General features: G+C 57.9%; 24 protein-coding genes. 11 read left to right on the top strand and 13 right to left on the bottom strand.

Annotation, left to right across the window (positions count from 1 at the left end):
* Positions 1-119: 119 nt before the first annotated feature.
* Positions 120-701 (bottom strand): oligoribonuclease, encoded by a 582-nt coding sequence (gene orn / locus RAE19_RS14980; protein WP_313875640.1) that lies wholly within the window; start codon positions 699-701, stop codon positions 120-122.
* Between the two features lie 36 nt (positions 702-737).
* Between orn and RAE19_RS14975 the strand changes: the two genes are divergently transcribed.
* From RAE19_RS14975 to rsgA, 3 genes are read left to right on the top strand one after another with little or no spacing between them, the layout of a single operon-like run.
* Entirely contained in the window at positions 738-2,051 is a 1,314-nt protein-coding gene (locus tag RAE19_RS14975) for a M48 family metallopeptidase (RefSeq protein ID WP_313875639.1), read from the top strand.
* A 9-nt stretch (positions 2,052-2,060) separates the two neighbouring features.
* Positions 2,061-2,390, top strand: a complete 330-nt coding sequence (locus RAE19_RS14970; protein WP_313875638.1) for a 4a-hydroxytetrahydrobiopterin dehydratase — start codon at positions 2,061-2,063, stop codon at positions 2,388-2,390.
* Positions 2,356-3,330, top strand: a complete 975-nt coding sequence (gene rsgA, locus RAE19_RS14965; RefSeq protein ID WP_430962544.1) for a ribosome small subunit-dependent GTPase A — start codon at positions 2,356-2,358, stop codon at positions 3,328-3,330. The genes RAE19_RS14970 and rsgA overlap by 35 nt, the downstream gene beginning before the upstream one ends.
* Positions 3,331-3,367: 37 nt before the next feature.
* Here rsgA and RAE19_RS14960 read toward each other — a convergent pair whose 3' ends face one another.
* The 6 genes from RAE19_RS14960 to rpsP all read right to left on the bottom strand — a co-directional run bounded on the left by RAE19_RS14960 (position 3,368) and on the right by rpsP (position 7,186).
* Positions 3,368-4,285, bottom strand: coding sequence for a CobD/CbiB family protein (locus RAE19_RS14960; RefSeq protein ID WP_313875636.1), 918 nt, complete (start codon positions 4,283-4,285; stop codon positions 3,368-3,370).
* A 29-nt stretch (positions 4,286-4,314) separates the two neighbouring features.
* A complete protein-coding gene (locus RAE19_RS14955) occupies positions 4,315-5,001 on the bottom strand; it encodes a CoA pyrophosphatase (protein ID WP_313875635.1) in 687 nt (228 codons plus the stop codon).
* A 68-nt stretch (positions 5,002-5,069) separates the two neighbouring features.
* Entirely contained in the window at positions 5,070-5,444 is a 375-nt protein-coding gene (gene rplS / locus RAE19_RS14950) for a 50S ribosomal protein L19 (RefSeq protein WP_296508876.1), read from the bottom strand.
* 113 nt (positions 5,445-5,557) lie between these two features.
* A complete protein-coding gene (gene trmD / locus RAE19_RS14945; protein WP_313875634.1) occupies positions 5,558-6,304 on the bottom strand; it encodes a tRNA (guanosine(37)-N1)-methyltransferase TrmD in 747 nt (248 codons plus the stop codon).
* Positions 6,305-6,314: 10 nt separating this feature from the next.
* Positions 6,315-6,884, bottom strand: coding sequence for a ribosome maturation factor RimM (gene rimM, locus RAE19_RS14940; protein WP_313875633.1), 570 nt, complete (start codon positions 6,882-6,884; stop codon positions 6,315-6,317).
* Positions 6,885-6,934: 50 nt separating this feature from the next.
* On the bottom strand, positions 6,935-7,186 hold the full coding sequence (rpsP, locus tag RAE19_RS14935; protein WP_313875632.1) for a 30S ribosomal protein S16: 252 nt from the start codon (positions 7,184-7,186) through the stop codon (positions 6,935-6,937).
* A 117-nt stretch (positions 7,187-7,303) separates the two neighbouring features.
* Here rpsP and RAE19_RS14930 point away from each other — a divergent pair, with 117 nt between their 5' ends.
* A complete protein-coding gene (locus tag RAE19_RS14930) occupies positions 7,304-7,837 on the top strand; it encodes a GNAT family N-acetyltransferase (RefSeq protein ID WP_313875631.1) in 534 nt (177 codons plus the stop codon).
* Positions 7,834-8,301: a hypothetical protein gene (locus RAE19_RS14925; protein WP_313875630.1), complete on the top strand. Its 468-nt coding sequence runs from the start codon at positions 7,834-7,836 to the stop codon at positions 8,299-8,301. The genes RAE19_RS14930 and RAE19_RS14925 overlap by 4 nt, the downstream gene beginning before the upstream one ends.
* Here the strand turns inward: RAE19_RS14925 and RAE19_RS14920 are convergent.
* From RAE19_RS14920 to RAE19_RS14895, 6 genes are all read right to left on the bottom strand, one after another.
* A complete protein-coding gene (locus tag RAE19_RS14920; protein ID WP_313875629.1) occupies positions 8,282-9,292 on the bottom strand; it encodes an inorganic phosphate transporter in 1,011 nt (336 codons plus the stop codon). The two genes, RAE19_RS14925 and RAE19_RS14920, sit on opposite strands and share 20 nt — an antisense overlap.
* Positions 9,293-9,314: 22 nt before the next feature.
* Entirely contained in the window at positions 9,315-9,962 is a 648-nt protein-coding gene (locus RAE19_RS14915; protein ID WP_313875628.1) for a DUF47 domain-containing protein, read from the bottom strand.
* 199 nt (positions 9,963-10,161) lie between these two features.
* Entirely contained in the window at positions 10,162-12,744 is a 2,583-nt protein-coding gene (gene acnB, locus RAE19_RS14910; RefSeq protein ID WP_313875627.1) for a bifunctional aconitate hydratase 2/2-methylisocitrate dehydratase, read from the bottom strand.
* Between the two features lie 68 nt (positions 12,745-12,812).
* Positions 12,813-13,346: a hypothetical protein gene (locus tag RAE19_RS14905; protein ID WP_313875626.1), complete on the bottom strand. Its 534-nt coding sequence runs from the start codon at positions 13,344-13,346 to the stop codon at positions 12,813-12,815.
* On the bottom strand, positions 13,346-14,356 hold the full coding sequence (locus RAE19_RS14900) for an HpcH/HpaI aldolase/citrate lyase family protein (RefSeq protein ID WP_313876248.1): 1,011 nt from the start codon (positions 14,354-14,356) through the stop codon (positions 13,346-13,348). The genes RAE19_RS14905 and RAE19_RS14900 overlap by 1 nt, the downstream gene beginning before the upstream one ends.
* Positions 14,357-14,431: 75 nt before the next feature.
* On the bottom strand, positions 14,432-15,418 hold the full coding sequence (locus RAE19_RS14895) for a malate dehydrogenase (RefSeq protein WP_313875625.1): 987 nt from the start codon (positions 15,416-15,418) through the stop codon (positions 14,432-14,434).
* A gap of 248 nt (positions 15,419-15,666) precedes the next feature.
* Here RAE19_RS14895 and RAE19_RS14890 point away from each other — a divergent pair, with 248 nt between their 5' ends.
* The 6 genes from RAE19_RS14890 to RAE19_RS14865 all read left to right on the top strand — a co-directional run bounded on the left by RAE19_RS14890 (position 15,667) and on the right by RAE19_RS14865 (position 20,186).
* Entirely contained in the window at positions 15,667-16,413 is a 747-nt protein-coding gene (locus RAE19_RS14890) for a GntR family transcriptional regulator (protein WP_313876247.1), read from the top strand.
* A gap of 104 nt (positions 16,414-16,517) precedes the next feature.
* Positions 16,518-16,961, top strand: a complete 444-nt coding sequence (gene sdhC, locus RAE19_RS14885; protein WP_313875624.1) for a succinate dehydrogenase, cytochrome b556 subunit — start codon at positions 16,518-16,520, stop codon at positions 16,959-16,961.
* Between the two features lie 25 nt (positions 16,962-16,986).
* A complete protein-coding gene (gene sdhD / locus RAE19_RS14880; RefSeq protein ID WP_313875623.1) occupies positions 16,987-17,352 on the top strand; it encodes a succinate dehydrogenase, hydrophobic membrane anchor protein in 366 nt (121 codons plus the stop codon).
* Positions 17,353-17,375: 23 nt separating this feature from the next.
* The gene (sdhA, locus tag RAE19_RS14875; protein ID WP_313875622.1) at positions 17,376-19,166 is read left to right on the top strand and encodes a succinate dehydrogenase flavoprotein subunit; all 1,791 of its coding nucleotides are present in this window, start codon (positions 17,376-17,378) and stop codon (positions 19,164-19,166) included.
* 15 nt (positions 19,167-19,181) lie between these two features.
* Positions 19,182-19,886 carry a succinate dehydrogenase iron-sulfur subunit gene (locus RAE19_RS14870; protein WP_296508893.1) on the top strand — a complete coding sequence of 235 codons (705 nt, stop codon included), beginning with the start codon at positions 19,182-19,184 and terminating at the stop codon, positions 19,884-19,886.
* Positions 19,887-19,907: 21 nt separating this feature from the next.
* Positions 19,908-20,186 carry a succinate dehydrogenase assembly factor 2 gene (locus RAE19_RS14865; RefSeq protein ID WP_313875621.1) on the top strand — a complete coding sequence of 93 codons (279 nt, stop codon included), beginning with the start codon at positions 19,908-19,910 and terminating at the stop codon, positions 20,184-20,186.
* The last annotated feature ends 1 nt before the right edge of the window (position 20,187 follow it).

Genomic DNA, 20,187 nt, shown 5'->3' with positions numbered 1-20,187 from the left:
GGCGTATATCGCTTGAAAAAGCGTGCCCGGTGAATGAAGGGAGATGTACAAATCTCGCAAGCCGCCATCATGGCGTTACCTGCGAAGCCCTCGATTATGGCACGAATTCGGGTTTATACCTAATTTAGTTTGAGAAAGTGCTCACGGTAGTGTGCTAGCTCTTCGATGGACTCGGTGACGTCGGCCAAAGCGGTGTGCTTTTGCTGCTTTTTGAAGGTCTCGGCAACCCCGGGCTTCCAGCGTTTGGCCAGTTCTTTGAGCGTGCTCACGTCTACATTGCGGTAGTGGAAGAACGCTTCCAGTTTGGGCATGTACTTCACCAGAAAGCGGCGGTCCTGGCCGATCGAGTTGCCGCACATGGGTGATGCGCCCGCAGGCACATAAGGGCTCAAGAAAGCAATCAATGCCGCTTCTGCCTCTGCCTCGGTAACGGTAGATGCTTTGACTTTGTCGATCAAGCCGCTTTTGCCGTGGGTACCCTTGTTCCAGGCATCCATGCCATTGAGCAACGCGTCCGATTGATGAATCACAAACACGGGCCCCTCTACCCGCTGGCCGAGATGGGGGTCCGTGACGATCACTGCAATTTCCAACAGTCGGTCGCGTTCAGGCTCAAGACCCGTCATTTCACAGTCCAACCAGACCAAGTTTTTGTCGGATTTGATGAGCGTGGCGGGGATGGGGGTGTTTGATTCGTCCATGGGGAGATTGTCGCCGATGACCTAAACTCTCCCGCCATGCAAGACACCGCGTTTGAATTCACACCGTCCCTTTGGATGACGACCCTATTCGCCCTCACGCTGGTAGCTAGCGTAGTGCTCAAATTCTGGCTCGCTACCCGGCAAGTGCGCCACGTCGCACAACACCGGGATACCGTGCCGCTGGCATTCGCGAGCCATATTGCCTTGGCAGACCATCAAAAAGCCGCGGAATACACCATGGCGCAAGCGCGATTGGGGCTGCTCGAATTGGCGTGGGGCACCGTGGTGATCTTGGGCTGGACATTGCTGGGAGGGCTGCATGCCTTGAATCAGACCCTGTTGGGGTGGTTTGGCGCCCCGATGGAAAGCAGCCTTCTGCAGCAACTAGCATTGCTCGTGTGCTTTTCAGTGATTGGCTCGGTCGTGGACCTGCCCTTCTCGCTCTACCGCACGTTTGTTTTGGAGCAGCGCTTTGGCTTTAACCGCATGACACCGCGCCTGTGGCTGATCGATGGTCTGAAGGGTCTGGCATTCAGCGCCCTGATTGGCTTGCCGCTGGCAGCTGGCGCGTTGTGGGTCATGGCGACGACCGGGACGCTCTGGTGGCTGTGGACCTGGAGCCTGTGGATGGGGTTCAGCCTGCTGATGATGTGGGTCTACCCCACGTGGATCGCACCTTTGTTCAACCAGTTCAAGCCTCTCGAAGATGCCGCGCTCAAGGACCGCGTCGCCGCGCTGATGACGCGCTGCGGGTTCACCTCCAAGGGGTTTTACGTGATGGACGGTAGCAAGCGAAGCGCCCACGCCAATGCCTATTTCACCGGCTTCGGTGCCTCTAAGCGGGTCGTTTTTTATGACACCCTGCTCGCTCAACTTAGCCCGGACGAAGTAGACGCCGTATTGGCACACGAACTGGGGCATTTCAAGCACGGGCACATCCGCAAGCGCATGGCGTCCTTGTTCGCTTTGAGCTTGGCCGCGTTCGCGCTGCTGGGCTGGGTGAGCCAGCAGGCCTGGTTTTACACCGGCCTCGGGGTAGGCCCGAATATGGCAGGCGGCAACGAGGCTTTGTCACTGTTGCTGTTCATGATGGTATTGCCCTTGGCAGGCAGCTTTACCGGGCCCCTGTTCGCACAGTTATCCCGTAAACACGAGTTTGAAGCCGACGCGTTCGCCGTAGCCCACGCCAATGGCGCGGCACTGTCGTCAGCGCTGCTCAAACTCTACAAGGACAATGCGTCGACACTCACCCCGGACCCTGTGTACGTAAAGTTCTATTATTCGCATCCACCGGCGCCCGAGCGTTTGGCCCGAATGCCACAGGCTCACCCAATAGCCACCACTGCTTAGACCTAAAAAATGCAATCAGCCACCGTCAGAACTGCGCTAAGCGCTACACAAATCATAGCAAGCCTCGCCAAAACCGAAGGTTGGAAGCTGCACGGTGATGGCGCAGATCTCGCCATTGAAAAGACCTATAAGTTTGAGAACTTCCTCAAAACCATGGCCTTTGTCAACGCCATCGCTTACCTTGCAGAACAGCAAGACCATCACCCCGAACTCTTGCTGACCTACAGCACGTGCAGCGTCCGCTTCAATACCCATGATGTGCAGGGCGTCTCGCGCTCTGACTTTGAATGCGCGGCTCTCGTAGATGCGCTTTACGCGCCTGCAGGCCGTTCCGCATGAAAGTTGCCCCTTGAGCCGCCCCGGCTTGGAGCCCGGCCTCGTAGTGGCCGGACATGGGCGTCATGTCTGGGTAGAAACACCGGATGGACGCCGACTGATCTGCCACCCGCGTGGCAAAAAAAGCGTGACGGTGGTGGGAGACCAGGTACTCTGGCAAGCCACCCAAGACGAGGGCACGATTGAAAAAGTGCTGCCACGACGCAACCTTTTTTACCGGCAGGACGAGATTCGCACCAAGTCCTTTGCGGCAAATCTGGACCAGGTGCTGATCCTGATCGCGGCAGAACCCGAGTTTTCTGAGAGCCAGCTCTCACGTGCCCTGATTGCAGCGGAGGCGGAGCGCATCAAGCCCATCATTGCCCTGAACAAAAGTGATCTGGCAGGGCCTTTCGGGCGGGCGTGGGATCGGCTCACCATTTACCGTGACATGGGCTACACCCTGGTCCCCCTGGCGCTCAAGCCCAAAGCAGAGGGATTAGACGCCACCGAGCTCAGCGTATTGCTGGAGCTCATGGAGGGAAAAACGACACTGGTGCTCGGCCCCTCTGGATCCGGAAAAAGCACGCTCATCAATCGCTTGCTGCCGGACGCGGACGTGCTCACCAACGAGATTTCAACCGCCTTGAACTCGGGCAAGCACACCACCACAAGCACCAGCTTGTATTGGGTGGATGCGGCAAAAACCACTGCCGTGATTGATTCGCCAGGATTTCAAGAGTTCGGCCTGAACCACATTGACCCGATGCACTTGGCAGGTCTGATGCCCGACATCAAGGCCCACGCAGGTAACTGCAAGTTCTACAACTGCAGCCACCTCCACGAACCGGGCTGTGGCGTGCTTTTACAAACCAAAGAGGCCTTCAGCTTAGGCGGGATCACCGCAAATCGCTACAAAATTTATAGTGATTTGTTTGAAGAGCTGTCGCAAACCCGCTATTGAATCTGGCGGCCAGCATGGCCGACCAGGCAACAGCGGCCTAGCCGATCAACCGCGCCAGCGACAACAGTGCCAGGAACACCATCCACATCACGACGGTGCGCCATACCAGGCCGACCACCGCGCGCAGGTGGGCGGGCTCCGGCGTCAGGCCTTCGGTGATGCCCTCCTCCCCCAAGCGCACATTCACAGCGCCGGCCGTCGCGGCAAGGACCACTCCGTCGTTGTCCAAGGGGTGTGCTGCGGCATGGCGGCGCCAACTGTCGACCGCATCTTCAAAGCTGCCGACAAAGGCAAAACTCAGTGCGGTCACGCGTGCGGGCAGCCAATCCACCAATTCCCAGCAACGCAAAGCCTGGGCGCGAACGGCGTCGCTCACCGGCGGCAGCTCCGGCCGGGGCGCTCTTTTGGCAAACAAGGCCAGATACTCGCTCACCCGGTAAAACACCGCGCCTGCAGGCCCCAACCCCAAAGCAGCCAATATCGAGTACCAGACGAACACACCGAAGACATGGCGGTGCGCGCTCAATACCGAGTGTTCGATGACGTGGCGCACGATCTCACTGCGAGGCAACTCACTGGCGTCAATGCGTTTCCATTGCGCCAACGCAGCACGTGCCGCATCTTCGTCGCCGGCCAACAGGGCGTCGCGGATTTGGGTGAAATGGTGGCTGAATTGCCTGAAACCCAGGGTCGCATACAACACCAGCACATTCCAAACGGCAGCGGCCGCCCAACCCAACTGCAACACCAAGGCCCAGTGAACCGCCAAGACGATGAGCGTAGGCCCGGCTGCCGCCAAAATCCAAGCCAGCCACGCATGTTTGGAGGCACCGGCATCGAAGTTCTTGATCACCCAGCGCACCCAATTGCGCACTGCGTTGTGCACCGGGTTCACTTGGGGTAAGGGCTTCGCTTGCTCCAGCAAGAGTGCCAACAATATGGAGATAAAACTCATGGAGCAATCATACCCAGCGCGAAGCGGTTTCAAGCACGGAGGAAGCGGTAGAAGTTGCGCAACATGCCCGCTGTTGCCCCCCAAATAAACCACTCGGCTTGTGAGTCTTGGAATGGCATCGAAAACCATTCGCGGGTGGCACCATCCCACTCCACCTGATGACGACGGTGGTTGGCCGGATCCATCAGGAACGCCAAGGGCACCTCGAACACATGCGCCACCTCGTCCGGATTCGCGCAAAGTCGAACCTCCGGTGAAATCAAGGCGACGACCGGCGTCACGACAAAGGCACTGCCCGTGGTGTAGTGCGGCAGGGTGCCCAGCACTTCAGCAAACTGGGGTTCCAACCCCACTTCTTCATGCGCCTCGCGCAAAGCGGTAGCGATCGCATCCGCGTCGGAGGCATCCGCCTTGCCGCCCGGAAAAGCAATTTGCCCGGAATGACTCGACAAATGTGCCGTACGCTGCGTTAATAACACAGTGGGCTCTGCCCTCATCATCACCGGAATCAGTACCGATGCATGCGATGGAACCCGCTCTGAAAACTGATGCTCAGCGCGCAGCTCTGGCGACCACTCGGGCTGACTTAGAAAACGCTGGCGCAGCGCTTGCGGTGCCAGCGCCGCTGCGTCTACCGCCTGCAGGTGACTGTCGACACCCACCACAGGCACCAGCTGCGGATCAAATAATGGCAAGGTTTTGGCTTTTAAACTCATACACGCAGGCAAGAAAAAAGCCGCCACAGCTTGTCACCGGGGCGGCTCTCATGAAGACGGACGGCAGATTACGCTGCTGTCTTCTTCGCTGGCAGTTTTTCCTTGATACGTGCAGACTTGCCGCTACGGTCACGGAGGTAGTACAGCTTGGCACGGCGCACGTCACCGCGGCGCTTGACTTCGATGCTGGCGATCAGAGGGGAGTAGGTTTGGAACGTACGTTCCACACCTTCGCCGCTGGAGATCTTGCGCACGATAAAGCCGCTGTTCAGGCCACGGTTACGCTTGGCGATAACCACGCCTTCGTAAGCCTGCACGCGCTTGCGTGTACCTTCAACCACGTTCACGCTCACGATGACGGTGTCACCAGGGGCGAATTCGGGGATTGTTTTTCCGAGACGGGCGATTTCTTCCTGCTCGAGCGCTTGAATGATGTTGCTCATGGTTTCCTTCGTGATCTTGCTCGCGCCGGCACCGGAATTGGTGCCAATATCAAAGCCTAAAGGCTAGCTATCTGGCCGGGCAGAGGATCGGTTAGCCCGCTATTATAGCAAGTTCAGTTTTTGGCCTGCAAAAGCCGCTCATCGGCCTTGGTAATCAGACCCTTGCTGCGGGCTTGTTCCAGAATGTCGGGCCTGTGATTCGCCGTAAGCTCCAGCCGCTGCTGACGGCGCCACGCTTCAATACGGGCGTGATGCCCTGATAACAACACGTCTGGCACCGGGGCACCTGACCATACTTCCGGGCGTGTGTAGTGCGGACAATCCAGCAGACCGTCCAGAGCAGAGTTAAAACTGTCTTGGTGATGACTTTGGGCATCCGTGAGCACACCGGGCTGCAAACGTGCCACCGCATCCAGCAAGGCCATGGCAGCAATCTCGCCACCGGACAATATGAAGTCTCCCAAACTGATTTGCTGGTCGACATAGCGGTCAATAAAGCGCTGGTCTATGCCCTCGTAGCGCCCGCACAGAAGAATAGCGCCAGAACTCTGCGACCATGCCTCCACACCCTCGTGCTTCAGCGTGGAGCCAATCGGAGAAAACAGCACCACAGGCGCCTGATCCGAGCGCTGGGCCCGGATATGCAAGAGTGTGGCCTCCAAGGGCTCCGCCATCATGACCATGCCCGGACCGCCACCAAAAGGCCTGTCGTCTACGCGGCGGTAGTTGCCTTGCGCGAAGTCCCGGGGGTTGTGCAAGCATACCTCGACGAGGCCGCTTTCATAGGCCCGGCGGGTGATACCCGCCGTCAACAACGGGGCGAACAGCTCGGGAAAAAGAGTGATGACATCGAAGCGCACGTCGGGCGCCTCAATAGTCCAGTTGCCAGTCCACGCGAATGGTCTTGGTCGGCAGACTCACATCGTCGATGTAGGCTGACACAAAGGGGATCATGCGTTCAACGGGTTTACCGTCTTGAACCGACTCAATGACCAGCACCGTTTGTGGCCCCGTGGACAGCAACTCTTTGACCGTGCCCAAGTTTTCTTGCTCGCGGTTGATGACTTCCAAGCCCATCAAATCGACCCAGTAAAACTCATCGATAGCGGCGGCAGGAAATGCGGCACGGGAAATAAAGATGCGCGAACCTTTCAGGGCTTCGGCATCGGTGCGATCGCCAATGCCTTGGACGCAAGCGACCACGGAATCAGAGTGCACTTTAGATTCTTTGACTGAGATGCTTGCAGCACCGGTAAAAGGCTGCGGGCCTTTTTCAGTCGGCAATAAAAACCATTGGCGGGCGGCGAACAACGCCTCAGGGTTTGCGCTGTAGGGCAAGACCTTGAACCAGCCTTTGATACCCCACGCATCTGCAATCCGCCCGACTTCAATAGCGTCTGCCGGCAGGCTAGCGGCTTCGAGTCCAGGGAGCATAGTCATGAGAGGTATCTACCGGTGCTCCGCTTCACAGCGGCGCACCGGTGTGATCATTAAGCGGCTTTTTTAGCAGCTTGGCTGATCAAACGCTCCACGGTAGGAGAAGCTTGTGCGCCGACGCCTTGCCAGTAGGTCAAGCGGTCTTGCGCAATACGAATGCTTTCTTCATTTGCCTTGGCGATAGGGTTGTAGAACCCGATGCGCTCGATGAAGCGGCCGTCACGGCGGCTACGCTTGTCAGCAATCACAATATTGAAAAACGGGCGAGCTTTTGCACCACCACGAGCGAGTCGAATGACGACCATGATTTATCCTTTGGGTAGCTGAGAGAATTCAGCCTTGAACTCAGAGCTTGAGACACGCAACTGACCACCCGGCCAGTGACACTCTGAATAGCCCTCCATTATAACGTTTTCCTACTCATGACCAAAATCCGCCCCAGCACTGAAGCCGATATCTCCGCAATTACCTCCATTTATGCGCACCACGTGCTGACGGGAACAGGGACTTTCGAAACCACTCCACCCACCGAGGAAGACATGAAAGGGCGTCGCGCAGATGTGCTGTCCAAAGCACTCCCCTATCTGGTGGCAGAAGTCGATGGCAACGTCATCGGGTTTGCCTATTGCAACTGGTTCAAACCACGGCCCGCTTATCGCTTCTCCGCGGAGGACTCGATTTACCTCGCGCCTGAGGCCCACGGCAAAGGGCTGGGCAAGTTATTGCTCACCGAACTTATGGCTCAGGCGGAGCGCTGTGGCGTTCGCAAGTTAATCGCCGTTATCGGCGACTCTGAGAACCGCGGCTCCATTGGCGTGCACGCCAGTTGCGGCTACCGGCATGCGGGTGTGATCGGGGCTTGCGGTTGGAAGTTCGAACGTTGGCTGGACATTGTGCTCATGGAAAAAAGCATCGGCGCTGGGAACTCTACTGCACCGGTAGACGTCCGCGTATGAAAAGCAAAACCTGGGCCGTTTGGCTGACCCTGACCGTCGGTGCGTTGGGCCTGCACAGGCTTTACCTCGGCCGATATGACGTTTGGGCCAAGTTACTGCCCCTGCCCACCTTGCTGGGTAGTTACGGAGTGTGGCGGGCACGCAGCTTTGGGGTAGACGACCAGGGGAGTTGGTTATTGATGCCACTGCTAGGTCTCACCCTCGCGGCCTGCGCGCTCAATGCCATTGTGTACGGGCTGATGAGTGCTGAAAAATGGAATCAACAATTCAACCCACAGGCACCTGACGCACCCCAAGGTGAGACCCATTGGATGACGGTGGTAGGCCTTGTAGCGGCTTTGGGCCTGGGGACCACGGTGTTGATGGCGACTCTGGCATTCGGCATTCAGCGCTCTTTTGAGTACCAAATGCAGCCTAGCCAGAGTACGCCACCCACCGCTGAGGTCAAAAAATCTGCAGACTGACCCAGTAGGCAATAGCTGCGACAAACGCAGCGGCAGGAATCGTCAGCACCCACGCCCACACGATGTTTCCTGCCACACCCCAACGCACCGCGCTCGCGCGCTGCGTTGAACCCACACCCACAATCGCCCCTGTAATGGTGTGCGTCGTGGAAACCGGCACGCCCAATGCGGTTGCGAGAAACAGTGTCAAAGCGCCGCCGGTCTCCGCGCAAAAGCCCCCTACCGGCTTGAGCTTGGTAATTTTCTGCCCCATGGTTCGCACAATGCGCCAGCCACCAAACATGGTGCCAGCCCCAATGGCTGCATAGCAGGACACGATGGTCCATGTAGGCGGCGCACTCTCCGTCGGAAGCACATAGCCTGTGGCGATCAACATCATCCAGATAATGCCAATCGTTTTTTGGGCATCGTTGCCGCCATGACCCAAGCTATATGCGCCCGCGCTCACCAGCTGCAAGCGACGGAACCACTTATCGATCCTTGACGGACGCATACGCCTGAAGGTCCAAGCGACCACCACCATCATGACGGACCCCAGCGTAAAGCCCAGCAGCGGCGAGACAAAAATGAATGCCACCGTTTTCATAATGCCCGCTGAGATCAATGCACTGACACCGGCCTTGGCAATGACCGCGCCGACGATGCCGCCAATCAAGGCGTGCGAAGAGCTGCTGGGAATGCCGTAGTACCAGGTAATGACGTTCCATGTGATCGCACCGACCAGGGCACCAAACACCACATGGGTGTCCACCACACCTGGCTGCACGATACCCTTGCCCACGGTCGCGGCGACGCTTAGGTGGAAGATAAAGATCGCAATAAAGTTAAAAAATGCGGCAAAAATGACCGCTTGGCCCGGCTTGAGCACGCCGGTGGAGACCACTGTGGCAATCGAGTTCGCTGCATCATGAAAACCATTCATGAAGTCGAACGCCAATGCGAGCGCCACCAACAGAGCTACCACCCATAAGGCTGTCTGGACTTGTTCCATCGTTATGAACCCGCGCTGTCGATCAGGAGTTCTCGAGGATGATGCCCTCGATCACATTGGCCACGTCTTCACACTTGTCGGTGATGGTTTCCAGCAGCTCGTAAATGGCCTTGAGCTTGATGAGTTCACGCACATCCTCTTGCTCACGGAACAACTTGCTCATGGCGGTGCGCATCACGCGATCGGCATCTGACTCCAGACGATCGATTTCTTCGCAGGTCTTCAGCGCAGCCTCTGCAGTGGCATGGTCCGCAATATCCGACAGCAATCGCACCGCATCCCGCAAGCGCTCACAGCATTTGACGCTCAAATCGGTGAGTCGAACAATTTCTTCGGTCATGACGCGCACGTCGTATAGCGCCATCGTCTCCGCAGAGTCCTGAATCAGGTCTGCCACGTCATCCATGGTGTTGATGAGGGAGTGGATCTGCTCGCGATCGATGGGCGTGATGAACGTGATGTGGATCGCTTTGTTGACTTCGTGCGTCACACGGTCTGCCGCACGCTCTGCGTCGTCGACTTCCTGGTTGTATTTGGCACGCAGATCCGCGTCGCTGTAATTGGCTACCAACCTGGAAAACGCCTGGGCCGCCTCCACGATGCGATCAGCATGCTGATTGAACATCTCAAAAAAATTGCCTTCGCGAGGCAACAGCTTTCCAAAGAACATGCGGGGGGCTCCTAACGGTTAAATATGACAGTCTTGTGACTAATCGAAGAATGCCCGCGAGTTTAACCGGCTACAGCCCTACAGTTTGCAGGGCGTTAGACCTACCCTCAACACCACCAAAACACCCCATAAAAAAAGCCCCGCAACCGGAGTTGCGAGGCTTTTGTAGCCCATGGCGCCGAAGCACCTGGTTGTCTGATTACTTCACAGTTGCAGCGGACTCGGTGTAGTCGCTGATCTTGTCAAAGTTCAGGTACTGGTACACCTTGTCGCTGGCCGCAGTCAGTACACCCATGTCCGCCAGATACTCTTCCTTGGTAGGAATGCGGCCTAGCTTGGAAGCGATGGCGGCCAGTTCGGCAGAACCGAGGTAAACATTGCTGTTCTTGCCCAAGCGGTTCGGGAAGTTGCGGGTGGAGGTAGAGAACACGGTCGCGCCCTCTTTCACCTGTGCTTGGTTACCCATACACAAGCTGCAGCCCGGCATTTCCATACGGGCACCTGCGCCACCCAGAACACCATAGTGGCCTTCGTCGCTCAGTTGCTTGGCATCCATCTTGGTGGGCGGTGCAATCCACAGCTTGACCGGAATATCGCGCTTGCCTTCCATCAGCTTGGACGCTGCACGGAAGTGGCCGATGTTGGTCATGCAAGAGCCGATGAACACTTCATCGATCTTGGCACCAGCAACTTCAGCCAATGTCTTCACATCGTCCGGATCGTTGGGGCATGCCACGATTGGTTCGTGGATGTCGGCCAAGTCGATCTCGATAACAGCTGCGTACTCCGCATCCGCGTCGCCCTTGAGCAACTCGGGGTTCTTGAGCCAGGCTTCCTGAGCTGCGATACGGCGGGCCAAGGTACGTGCATCAGAGTAACCATTGGCAATCATCCACTTCATCATGGTGATGTTGCTGTTGACGTACTCAATGATCGGCTCTTTGTTCAGATGCACAGTGCAGCCTGCGGCAGAGCGTTCGGCAGACGCATCGGACAACTCAAACGCCTGCTCAACCTTCAGGTCTGGCAAACCTTCGATTTCGAGGATGCGGCCGGAGAAGATGTTCTTCTTGCCCTTCTTCTCGACGGTCAGCAGGCCGGCCTTGATCGCGTACAAGGGAATCGCGTTCACCAAATCGCGCAGGGTCACGCCAGGCTGCATCTTGCCCTTGAAGCGCACCAACACCGACTCAGGCATATCCAAAGGCATCACGCCAGTTGCTGCAGCAAACGCCACCAGACCAGAACCTGCGGGGAAGCTGATACCGATAGGGAAACGGGTGTGGCTGTCGCCACCAGTGCCCACGGTGTCAGGCAACAATAGGCGGTTGAGCCAGGAGTGGATCACACCGTCACCGGGGCGCAAGCTGATGCCGCCACGGGTGCTGATGAAGTCAGGCAGCTCGTGGTGCATCTTCACATCCACGGGCTTGGGGTAAGCCGCGGTGTGGCAGAAAGACTGCATCACCAAGTCGGCAGAGAAGCCCAGGCAAGCCAAGTCCTTCAGCTCGTCGCGGGTCATCGGGCCGGTAGTATCTTGCGAGCCGACGGAGGTCATCTTGGGCTCGCAATAAGTACCGGGGCGAACGCCTTGGCCTTCGGGCAAACCGCAGGCACGACCGACCATCTTCTGGGCCAAGCTGAAACCCTTCTTGGTATCCGCAGGGTTCTGGGGCAGGCGGAACAATGTGGAAGGCTTCAGACCCAACGCTTCACGGGCTTTGGCAGTCAAGCCACGGCCGATGATCAAGGGGATACGGCCACCAGCGCGCACTTCGTCAAACAGCACTTCGCTCTTGACTTCGAAAGATGCGATTTCTTTGCCGTCCTTGAAAGCTTTACCGTCATAGGGACGCAGTTCCACCACATCGCCCATGGCCATTTGGCTCACATCCAACTCAATCGGCAGCGCGCCGGAGTCTTCCATGGTGTTGTAGAAAATCGGCGCGATTTTGCCGCCCAAGCAGACTCCACCGAAACGCTTGTTGGGGACAAACGGAATGTCCTCGCCGGTAAACCACAACACGGAGTTGGTCGCAGACTTGCGCGACGAACCAGTGCCCACCACATCGCCCACGTAGGCTACGAGATTACCCTTCGCGCGCAAGTCTTCGAGGAACTTGACCGGGCCACGCTTGCCATCTTCTTCAGGGGTAATGCCGGGGCGGGCATTCTTGTGCATTGCCAGCGCGTGCAAAGGAATGTCAGGGCGGCTCCAGGCGTCGGGTGCAGGAGACAGGTCGTCGGTGTTGATCTCACCGGCGACTTTGAAAATGCTGACGGTGATGGACTTGGGCACTTCAGGGCGGCTGGTAAACCACTCGGCATCGGCCCAGCTTTGCAGCACAGCCTTGGCAAAGGTATTGCCCTTGTCAGCCTTTTCCTTGACGTCATGGAACTGGTCGAACATCAGCAAAGTTTTCTTCAGGCCTTCAGCGGCTTCTGCAGCCACTGCCGCGTCGTCCAACAAATCGACCATAGGGCTGATGTTGTAGCCGCCCAGCATGGTGCCCAACAGTTCGGTCGCGCGGGCGCGGGAGATCAAGGCGCACTTTTCAGTGCCGTGGGCCACAGCAGCCAGGTAGCTGGCTTTGACCTTGGCGGCATCGTCCACACCAGCAGGCACGCGGTGGGTAATCAGTTCGACGAGAGTTGCCTCTTCGCCAGCGGGGGGCGCCTTGAGCAACTCGATCAATTCGCCCGTCTGCTTGGCAGACAAAGGCAGGGGGGGAATGCCCAACGCAGCGCGTTCAGCCACATGGTCACGGTAAGCTTGCAACATCTTCACTCTCCTTCACAAAAACAATAAAAACCGACTCTAGCCCTCGCCAAATATGCGCAGGCTGCTATTTATTTAGTAGCACTCAACTCCGGACTGCCAGGCGCGACCGCAGGGTCCAACAAGTGGGGGGCCGGGTTCTGCTGCATCGCCAATGCAACAGCTTCTTGCGCCGGACTCATGCAGGCATCTGCGAGCCTGCGGCCTTTGCGCTGATCCATCAACATGGACTTGTTGGCCAGTTGCAGCCACACCGCACCCCGGGCTGCATCTTCCAAACGAATGGCACCGGTAGTGGTAGCCACGGGCACCATGACAAATTTATGGGCGCCGGCTTGCACATCAAAATGCCCCGGCCACGCCGGATGGGGACGGACCGAAACCCGCTGGGCCAACTCGCAAGGCAACTGCCCGGTGGTAACACCGCCAACCAGCGCCATTTGCTCGTCTGTGAGGGGCACTGCTTTGGATTGCATTTTTCCGGGCGACACTCCCGCTGGGGGCTTGGCGGCAACATCCCGGACCACCGGGTTGGCCCAAGCCATGCCCGTTCCGGTAACCAGCCCTAGACCCCAAAAAGCAAGCAACGCACAACGCAGGAACATCACATCACCTCCAGAACGGAAGAAGACACAAAGTAGGCGGAAACCGTGTCCGGCAGCGCGACGCCTGTGGCGTGCGCCCGCTCCAACTGCTGCCAGAAAAACCGGTAACTCGCCCGGTCATGGAGCACACCGCCCACTGACACGGGGCCCCATTGCGCAGCGGCTGCCGCTTCCAGAATACGGGCCGCCTCGTCCACTGCCCGACGGTCAGGAGAAAAAGCCTGCACGATGGGGCGGATTTGATCGGGGTGAATGCTCCACATCCGGGTGTAGCCCAGGGCTTGAGACGCAAAGCGCGCAGAGCGGGCCAAGGCCGAAACGTCTTTGAATTCCGTCACCACACAGTGCGATGGCACTTTGCCGAATGCATGGCAGGCGCTGGCGATCTCTGTTTTGGCGCGTACCACCAAGGGGTGGTGAAATTGGTCCAAGGTGGCCGCATCAGCTGCGCCGCGCACACCCATCGCAGAGGCGGGAATGGCGCCACCGTGGCTGGACACAAAATCCATCAAACCGAAACTTATAGATTGGACGCGCGGGTGGCCGGCAATCTCAAAAGCGCGATGCACGGCTGCCGGCGATTCAATCAATACATGCAAGGGAATTGCAGCGGCATTAGCGCCAAGGGCATCCATGGCTCGCACCGCGACATCAACATCCGCTGCGGACTCCACCTTGGGCAGCATGATGTAACTTAAAGCGTGGGCAGCACCGCCCACCACACATTCCACATCCTGCAAAAACGCGGGATGGTCGACAGCATGCAAGCGCACGCCTACACGGCGGCGCAAGCCATTTGCTATCAAATCAGGAGTATCTTGCGCAGACTTGGCGAGAGCTGCAACCATATTGGCATGGTCCAGCTCGCCGCCGACGGGCGCACCGTCTTCGCAGTCCAGCGTCACGTCAAAGACGCAAGCGCCGAACTCCAAGGTCATGTCCACCTGCAGCTGCAGGCTCTTGACCATGCGGGCTTCTACACCGCTGTAATGGTCACACACCGGCAACATGCCGGCAGCGCCCTGCGCACCTAAAAGGATGTCGCGAGGGTGCTTCACGGTGGGCGCCGGTGCGTGGGCCAAGGATTACAGCAAGTGCTTCACGCCGTCTTGTTCGCCTTGGAGTTCAGCCAAGGTCTTGTTGATGCACTCTTGGGAGAACGCATCGATTTCCAGGCCTTCAACGATCTTGTATTCACCGTTGGCGCATGTCACGGGGTAACCGAACATGACTTCCTTGGGAATGCCGTATTCGCCGTTCGAAGGAATGCCCATGGTGACCCACTTGCCGTTGGTGCCCAGAGCCCAGTCACGCATGTGGTCAATGGCTGCGTTGGCAGCAGACGCTGCCGACGACAAGCCACGTGCGGCGATGATGGCAGCGCCACGCTTGCCCACGGTGGGCAAGAAAGTTTCGCGGTTCCAAGTTTCGTCGTTGATCATGTCTTTCACAGACTGACCGGCGATCGTGGCGAAACGGTAGTCGGCGTACATGGTGGGAGAGTGGTTGCCCCACACTGCCAAGTTTTCGATGTCCGCCACGGCCTTACCAGTCTTGGCAGCCAACTGGCTGGCAGCGCGGTTGTGGTCCAGACGCAGCATGGCGGTGAAGTTCTTGGCTGGCAGATCAGGGGCTGCCTTCATGGCGATGTAGGCGTTGGTGTTGGCGGGGTTACCGACCACCAGCACGCGCACGTCGCGGGAAGCTACGGCATTCAATGCCTTGCCTTGGGTAGTGAAGATGGCGCCATTGATGGCCAGCAGTTCAGCACGCTCCATACCGGGGCCGCGTGGACGGGAACCGACCAACAAGGCGTAGTCGGTGTCTTTGAATGCTTTCATCGGGTCAGAGTGCGCCTCAATGCCCACCAACAGGGGGAATGCGCAATCTTCCAACTCCATGATCACGCCCTTCAGCGCGTTTTGGGCTTTTTCGTCTGGAATTTCCAGCAATTGCAAGATGACGGGCTGGTCTTTGCCCAGCATTTCGCCGGAGGCGATGCGAAACAGAAGGGCGTAACCGATTTGACCTGCTGCGCCTGTAACGGCAACGCGGACGGGTTTCTTGCTCATGGTAAAACTCCAGGAAGTGTTGAGAAAACGGCGACTAAGCAGCGCCCGCAACAAGCCATGCTGCGCTGCAGATTGCCTCCGAGTTTACCCTCGAATTTGACGCCCGGTCAATTTGTCTTATGTCTTATATAAGATATGATTAGGGACAATTTTGAGTCTGACTCGCAGCTGACATTCACGCCCTCTACATGCCCGCAAACACCCTTCCATCGAACGACAGCGCCATTGGCGCGACTGCCGATCAGGGCATGGTGCCGGGCCCGGCTGTCACACCGGCTTTCAGCCCGCTGTACCAGCAAATCAAAGCGCTCATTCTCCAAAGTTTGCAGAGCGGCGAATGGAAGCCCAGCACTGCCATCCCCAGCGAGCAAGAACTGGCCGGTCGCTACCGGGTGAGCCAAGGCACAGTGCGCAAAGCCATCGACGAACTGGCCGCAGAGAACCTGGTGGTTCGCCGCCAGGGAAAAGGCACGTTTGTGGCCACCCATGCCGAACGCCACACCCAGTACCGGTTTCTGCGACTGGTACCCGAGGGCGGCGAGCAAGCCAGTGAGGGTCCCGCCGAGCGCCGCATCATTGACTGCAAACGCACCCGTGCAACGGCAGATGTCGCGCGCGCACTATCGCTCCGTGCGGGGGACGCGGTACTTCAAGTGCGACGGGTGTTGTCATTTGCCGGCACACCCACCATTCTGGAGGATTTGTGGCTCCCCGGCGGTCCTTTCAAAGGGCTGACGGCAGAGCGACTGAACAGCTACAACGGCGCGATGTATGCGCTTTTTGAAACAGAATTCGGCGTCCGCATGGTGCGGGCGGAAGAAAAAATCAAAGCAGTCCTCCCCGATGCGGAACAGCGCGGGCTGCTCCAAACCGGTGCGCAGACGCCATTATTGAGCGTGGAGCGAACTGCGTTCACCTACAACGATTTACCCATGGAGCTCCGTCGGGGCTTGTACCTGACCGACACACACTACTATCGAAATGCGCTAAATTGATGCGTTGCACCATGAAAGACCAATGTCAGATTGGTGCGGTGCAATAGAATTTTGGCCTGCGACTCCCAGAATTACAAACACGTTACATCCAAGAAAGCCCATCCATGACTGAGCTCAACTCCTCCTCCAAGCGCGCGCGGCCTGAATTCCGCAACATCAATGCGCTCAGCGACCTCCCAACCTATCGCCTGCCTCCGGCGGGTTGGGTATCGATCCTCCACCGGATCAGCGGCGCCATCATGTTTATCCTGATGCCACTCATTATCTGGATGTTCGACACCTCCGTATCCTCGGAAATCTCATTTGCAAAGTTCACCAGTGTGTTTAGCCTCGGCGTGGGCTTTATCCCCGGCTGGTTCATGAAACTGGTTGCTCTGGCCCTCATCTGGGCTTATTTGCACCACTTCATCGCTGGCGTGCGCCACCTGTGGATGGATATCAACCACGCAGTGAGCAAAGAGTTCGGTCGCAGCTCCGCCATCGTGACCCTGAGCCTGGGCAGCTTGCTGACGCTGGCCCTAGGACTCAAGCTCTTCGGCGTTTACTAAGCAACAACTAAAAAGGAACCACTTCATGGCAGTTAATTACGGATCCAAACGCGTCGTTGTTGGCGCTCACTACGGCCTGCGCGACTGGTTGGCTCAGCGCGTCACCGCGGTGCTGATGGCACTTTTTACCGTGGTCTTGCTGGCGCAAGTGCTCTTGTCCAAAGGCCCTATCGGCTACGACAAATGGGCTGGCATCTTTTCCACGCAGTGGATGAAGTTTTTGACCTTCGCGGTCATCATCGCCATGCTCTACCACGTGTGGGTAGGCGTGCGTGACATCTGGATGGATTATGTCAAACCGGTCTCTATCCGCTTGTCCTTGCAGGTGTTCTCTATCGTTTGGCTAGTTGGCTGCGCCGGCTGGGCTATCCAAGTTCTGTGGCGTCTCTGATCCCTTCCAACAGGCACTAATTCATGTCTTACTCCGTTTCTAAACGCAAATTCGACGTCGTCATCGTGGGAGCCGGCGGCTCCGGCATGCGCGCATCCCTGCAACTGGCTCGCGCCGGTTTGAACGTGGCAGTGCTGTCCAAAGTGTTCCCCACGCGCTCCCACACTGTGGCAGCGCAAGGCGGCATCGGTGCCTCCCTGGGCAACATGAACGACGACAACTGGCACTATCACTTCTACGATACCGTCAAGGGCTCCGACTGGCTCGGCGACCAAGACGCTATCGAATTCATGTGCCGTGAAGCCCCCAAGGTCGTGTATGACCTAGAACATATGGGCATGCCCTTCGACCGCAACCCTGACGGCACCATTTACCAGCGCCCCTTCGGCGGCCACACCGCGAACTACGGCGAGAAGGCTGTGGAGCGCGCTTGCGCAGCGGCTGACCGTACCGGCCACGCCATGTTGCACACGCTGTACCAGCAAAACGTGGCAGCCAAAACCAGCTTCTTCGTGGAGTGGATGGCCCTCGACCTGATCCGCGACGCCGAAGGCGACGTGGTCGGTGTCACGGCGCTGGAGATGGAAACTGGCGATATCCACATTCTGGAAGCTAAAACCACTTTGTTGGCCACCGGTGGCGCAGGCCGCATTTTTGCTGCATCCACCAACGCCTTCATCAACACCGGCGACGGCTTGGGTATGGCAGCACGCGCTGGCATCCCCTTGGAAGACATGGAGTTCTGGCAATTCCACCCCACCGGCGTGGCCGGTGCAGGCGTGTTGCTGACCGAAGGTTGCCGTGGCGAAGGCGCTATTTTGCTGAACAGCAACGGCGAACGCTTCATGGAGCGCTATGCGCCCACCTTGAAAGACTTGGCCCCGCGTGACTTCGTGTCCCGCTCCATGGACCAGGAAATCAAGGAAGGCCGTGGCTGCGGCCCGAACAAGGACTACGTGCTCTTGAAGCTGGACCACTTGGGTGCTGAAACCATCCACAAGCGCCTGCCATCGGTGTACGAAATCGGCGTGAACTTCGCCAACGTCGATATCACCAAAGAGCCGATCCCTGTGGTGCCCACCATCCACTACCAGATGGGTGGCATCCCCACCAACGTCAATGGCCAGGTCGTGGTACAAAACGGCGACGTGCACAACCAGGTCGTCAACGGCTTGTACGCGGTGGGCGAATGCTCCTGTGTCTCGGTGCACGGTGCCAACCGCCTGGGTACCAACTCTCTGTTGGACTTGTTGGTCTTCGGCCGTGCAGCCGGTAACCATATCGTCAACTACATCAAAGGCAGCAAAGAGCACAAGCCTCTGCCCAAAGACGCAGCTGACCGCACCCTCGAGCGTGTGTCCCGCTTGGATAACGCCAAGAGCGGCGAATACGCGCAAGACGTTGCCAACGACCTGCGCGCCTCGATGCAGCAACACGCTGGCGTGTTCCGCACCCAGAAGAGCATGGACGAAGGCGTGGTCAAAATCGCCGAACTGCGCGAACGGGTCAAGGCGCTCAACCTCAAGGACAAATCCAAGGTCTTCAATACTGCACGTATCGAAGCCCTCGAGGTGGAAAACCTGATTGAGGCAGCAGAAGCCACTATCGTGTCCGCCGCTGCGCGCCACGAGAGCCGCGGCGCCCACACTGTGGACGACTACGGCGACACCCCTGAGCACCCGAATGGCCGTAACGACCAAGACTGGCACAAGCACACGCTGTGGTACAGCGAAGGCAATCGCCTGTCTTACAAGCCGGTTCAAATGAAGCCTTTGACCGTGGACTCGGTGCCACTCAAGGTTCGTACGTTCTAAAGCGAGATCAAGATCATGACCAAACGCACTTTCTCCATTTATCGCTACGATCCGGACAAGGACGCCAAGCCCTACATGCAGGACATCGAGGTCGAACTCGATGGCTCCGAACGCATGCTGCTGGACGCCCTGATGAAGCTCAAAGCCATTGATCCGACCATTTCCTTCCGCCGCTCCTGCCGCGAAGGCGTGTGCGGATCGGACGCGATGAACATCAACGGCAAGAACGGTCTGGCCTGCCTGACCAACATGCTGACCTTGCCTGGCAAGATTGTGTTGAAACCCCTGCCCGGCCTGCCCGTGATCCGCGACTTGATCGTGGACATGACCCAGTTCTTCAAGCAGTACAACTCGATCAAGCCCTACTTGATCAACGACACCGTACCGCCTGAAAAAGAACGCCTGCAGTCGCCCGAAGAGCGCGAAGAGCTCAACGGCCTGTACGAGTGCATCTTGTGCGCCAGCTGCTCCACCAGCTGCCCCAGCTTCTGGTGGAACCCTGACAAGTTTGTCGGCCCAGCAGGTTTGCTGCAGGCCTACCGCTTTATTGCGGACAGCCGCGACCAAGCTACCGGTGAGCGCCTGGACAATCTGGAGGATCCGTACCGTTTGTTCCGTTGCCACACCATCATGAACTGCGTCGACGTCTGCCCCAAGGGATTGAACCCCACCAAGGCCATCGGCAAGATCAAGGAAATGATGGTTCTGCGTGCGGTTTAACGCAAGTTACGGTACACGCGCATGACAGACGAAAAAATCGATGAACGAGGCTTGAGCAAACTGCAATGGCGCTGCCGTCGCGGTCTGCTGGAAAACGACTTGTTCATCGAGCGCTTTTTCCGCCGGTACAGCGACACTTTGACGGTTCGCCATGCCGACGCCCTGTCTGCGCTCATGGACCTGAGCGACAACGACTTGCTCGACGTGCACTTGGCACGGAAAACGCTGTTGCAGGTGGACGCTGCCCTCGATCGCGCAGACGTCCATGAAGTTTTGAAAATGTTGAGAGAACCTCTCTGAA

The sequence above is a fragment of the Rhodoferax potami genome, assembly GCF_032193805.1.
Taxonomy (GTDB): domain Bacteria; phylum Pseudomonadota; class Gammaproteobacteria; order Burkholderiales; family Burkholderiaceae_C; genus Allorhodoferax; species Allorhodoferax potami_A.
Note: the sequence above shows the minus strand (reverse complement) of the source record. Positions and strands in the feature narration are given on the sequence as shown.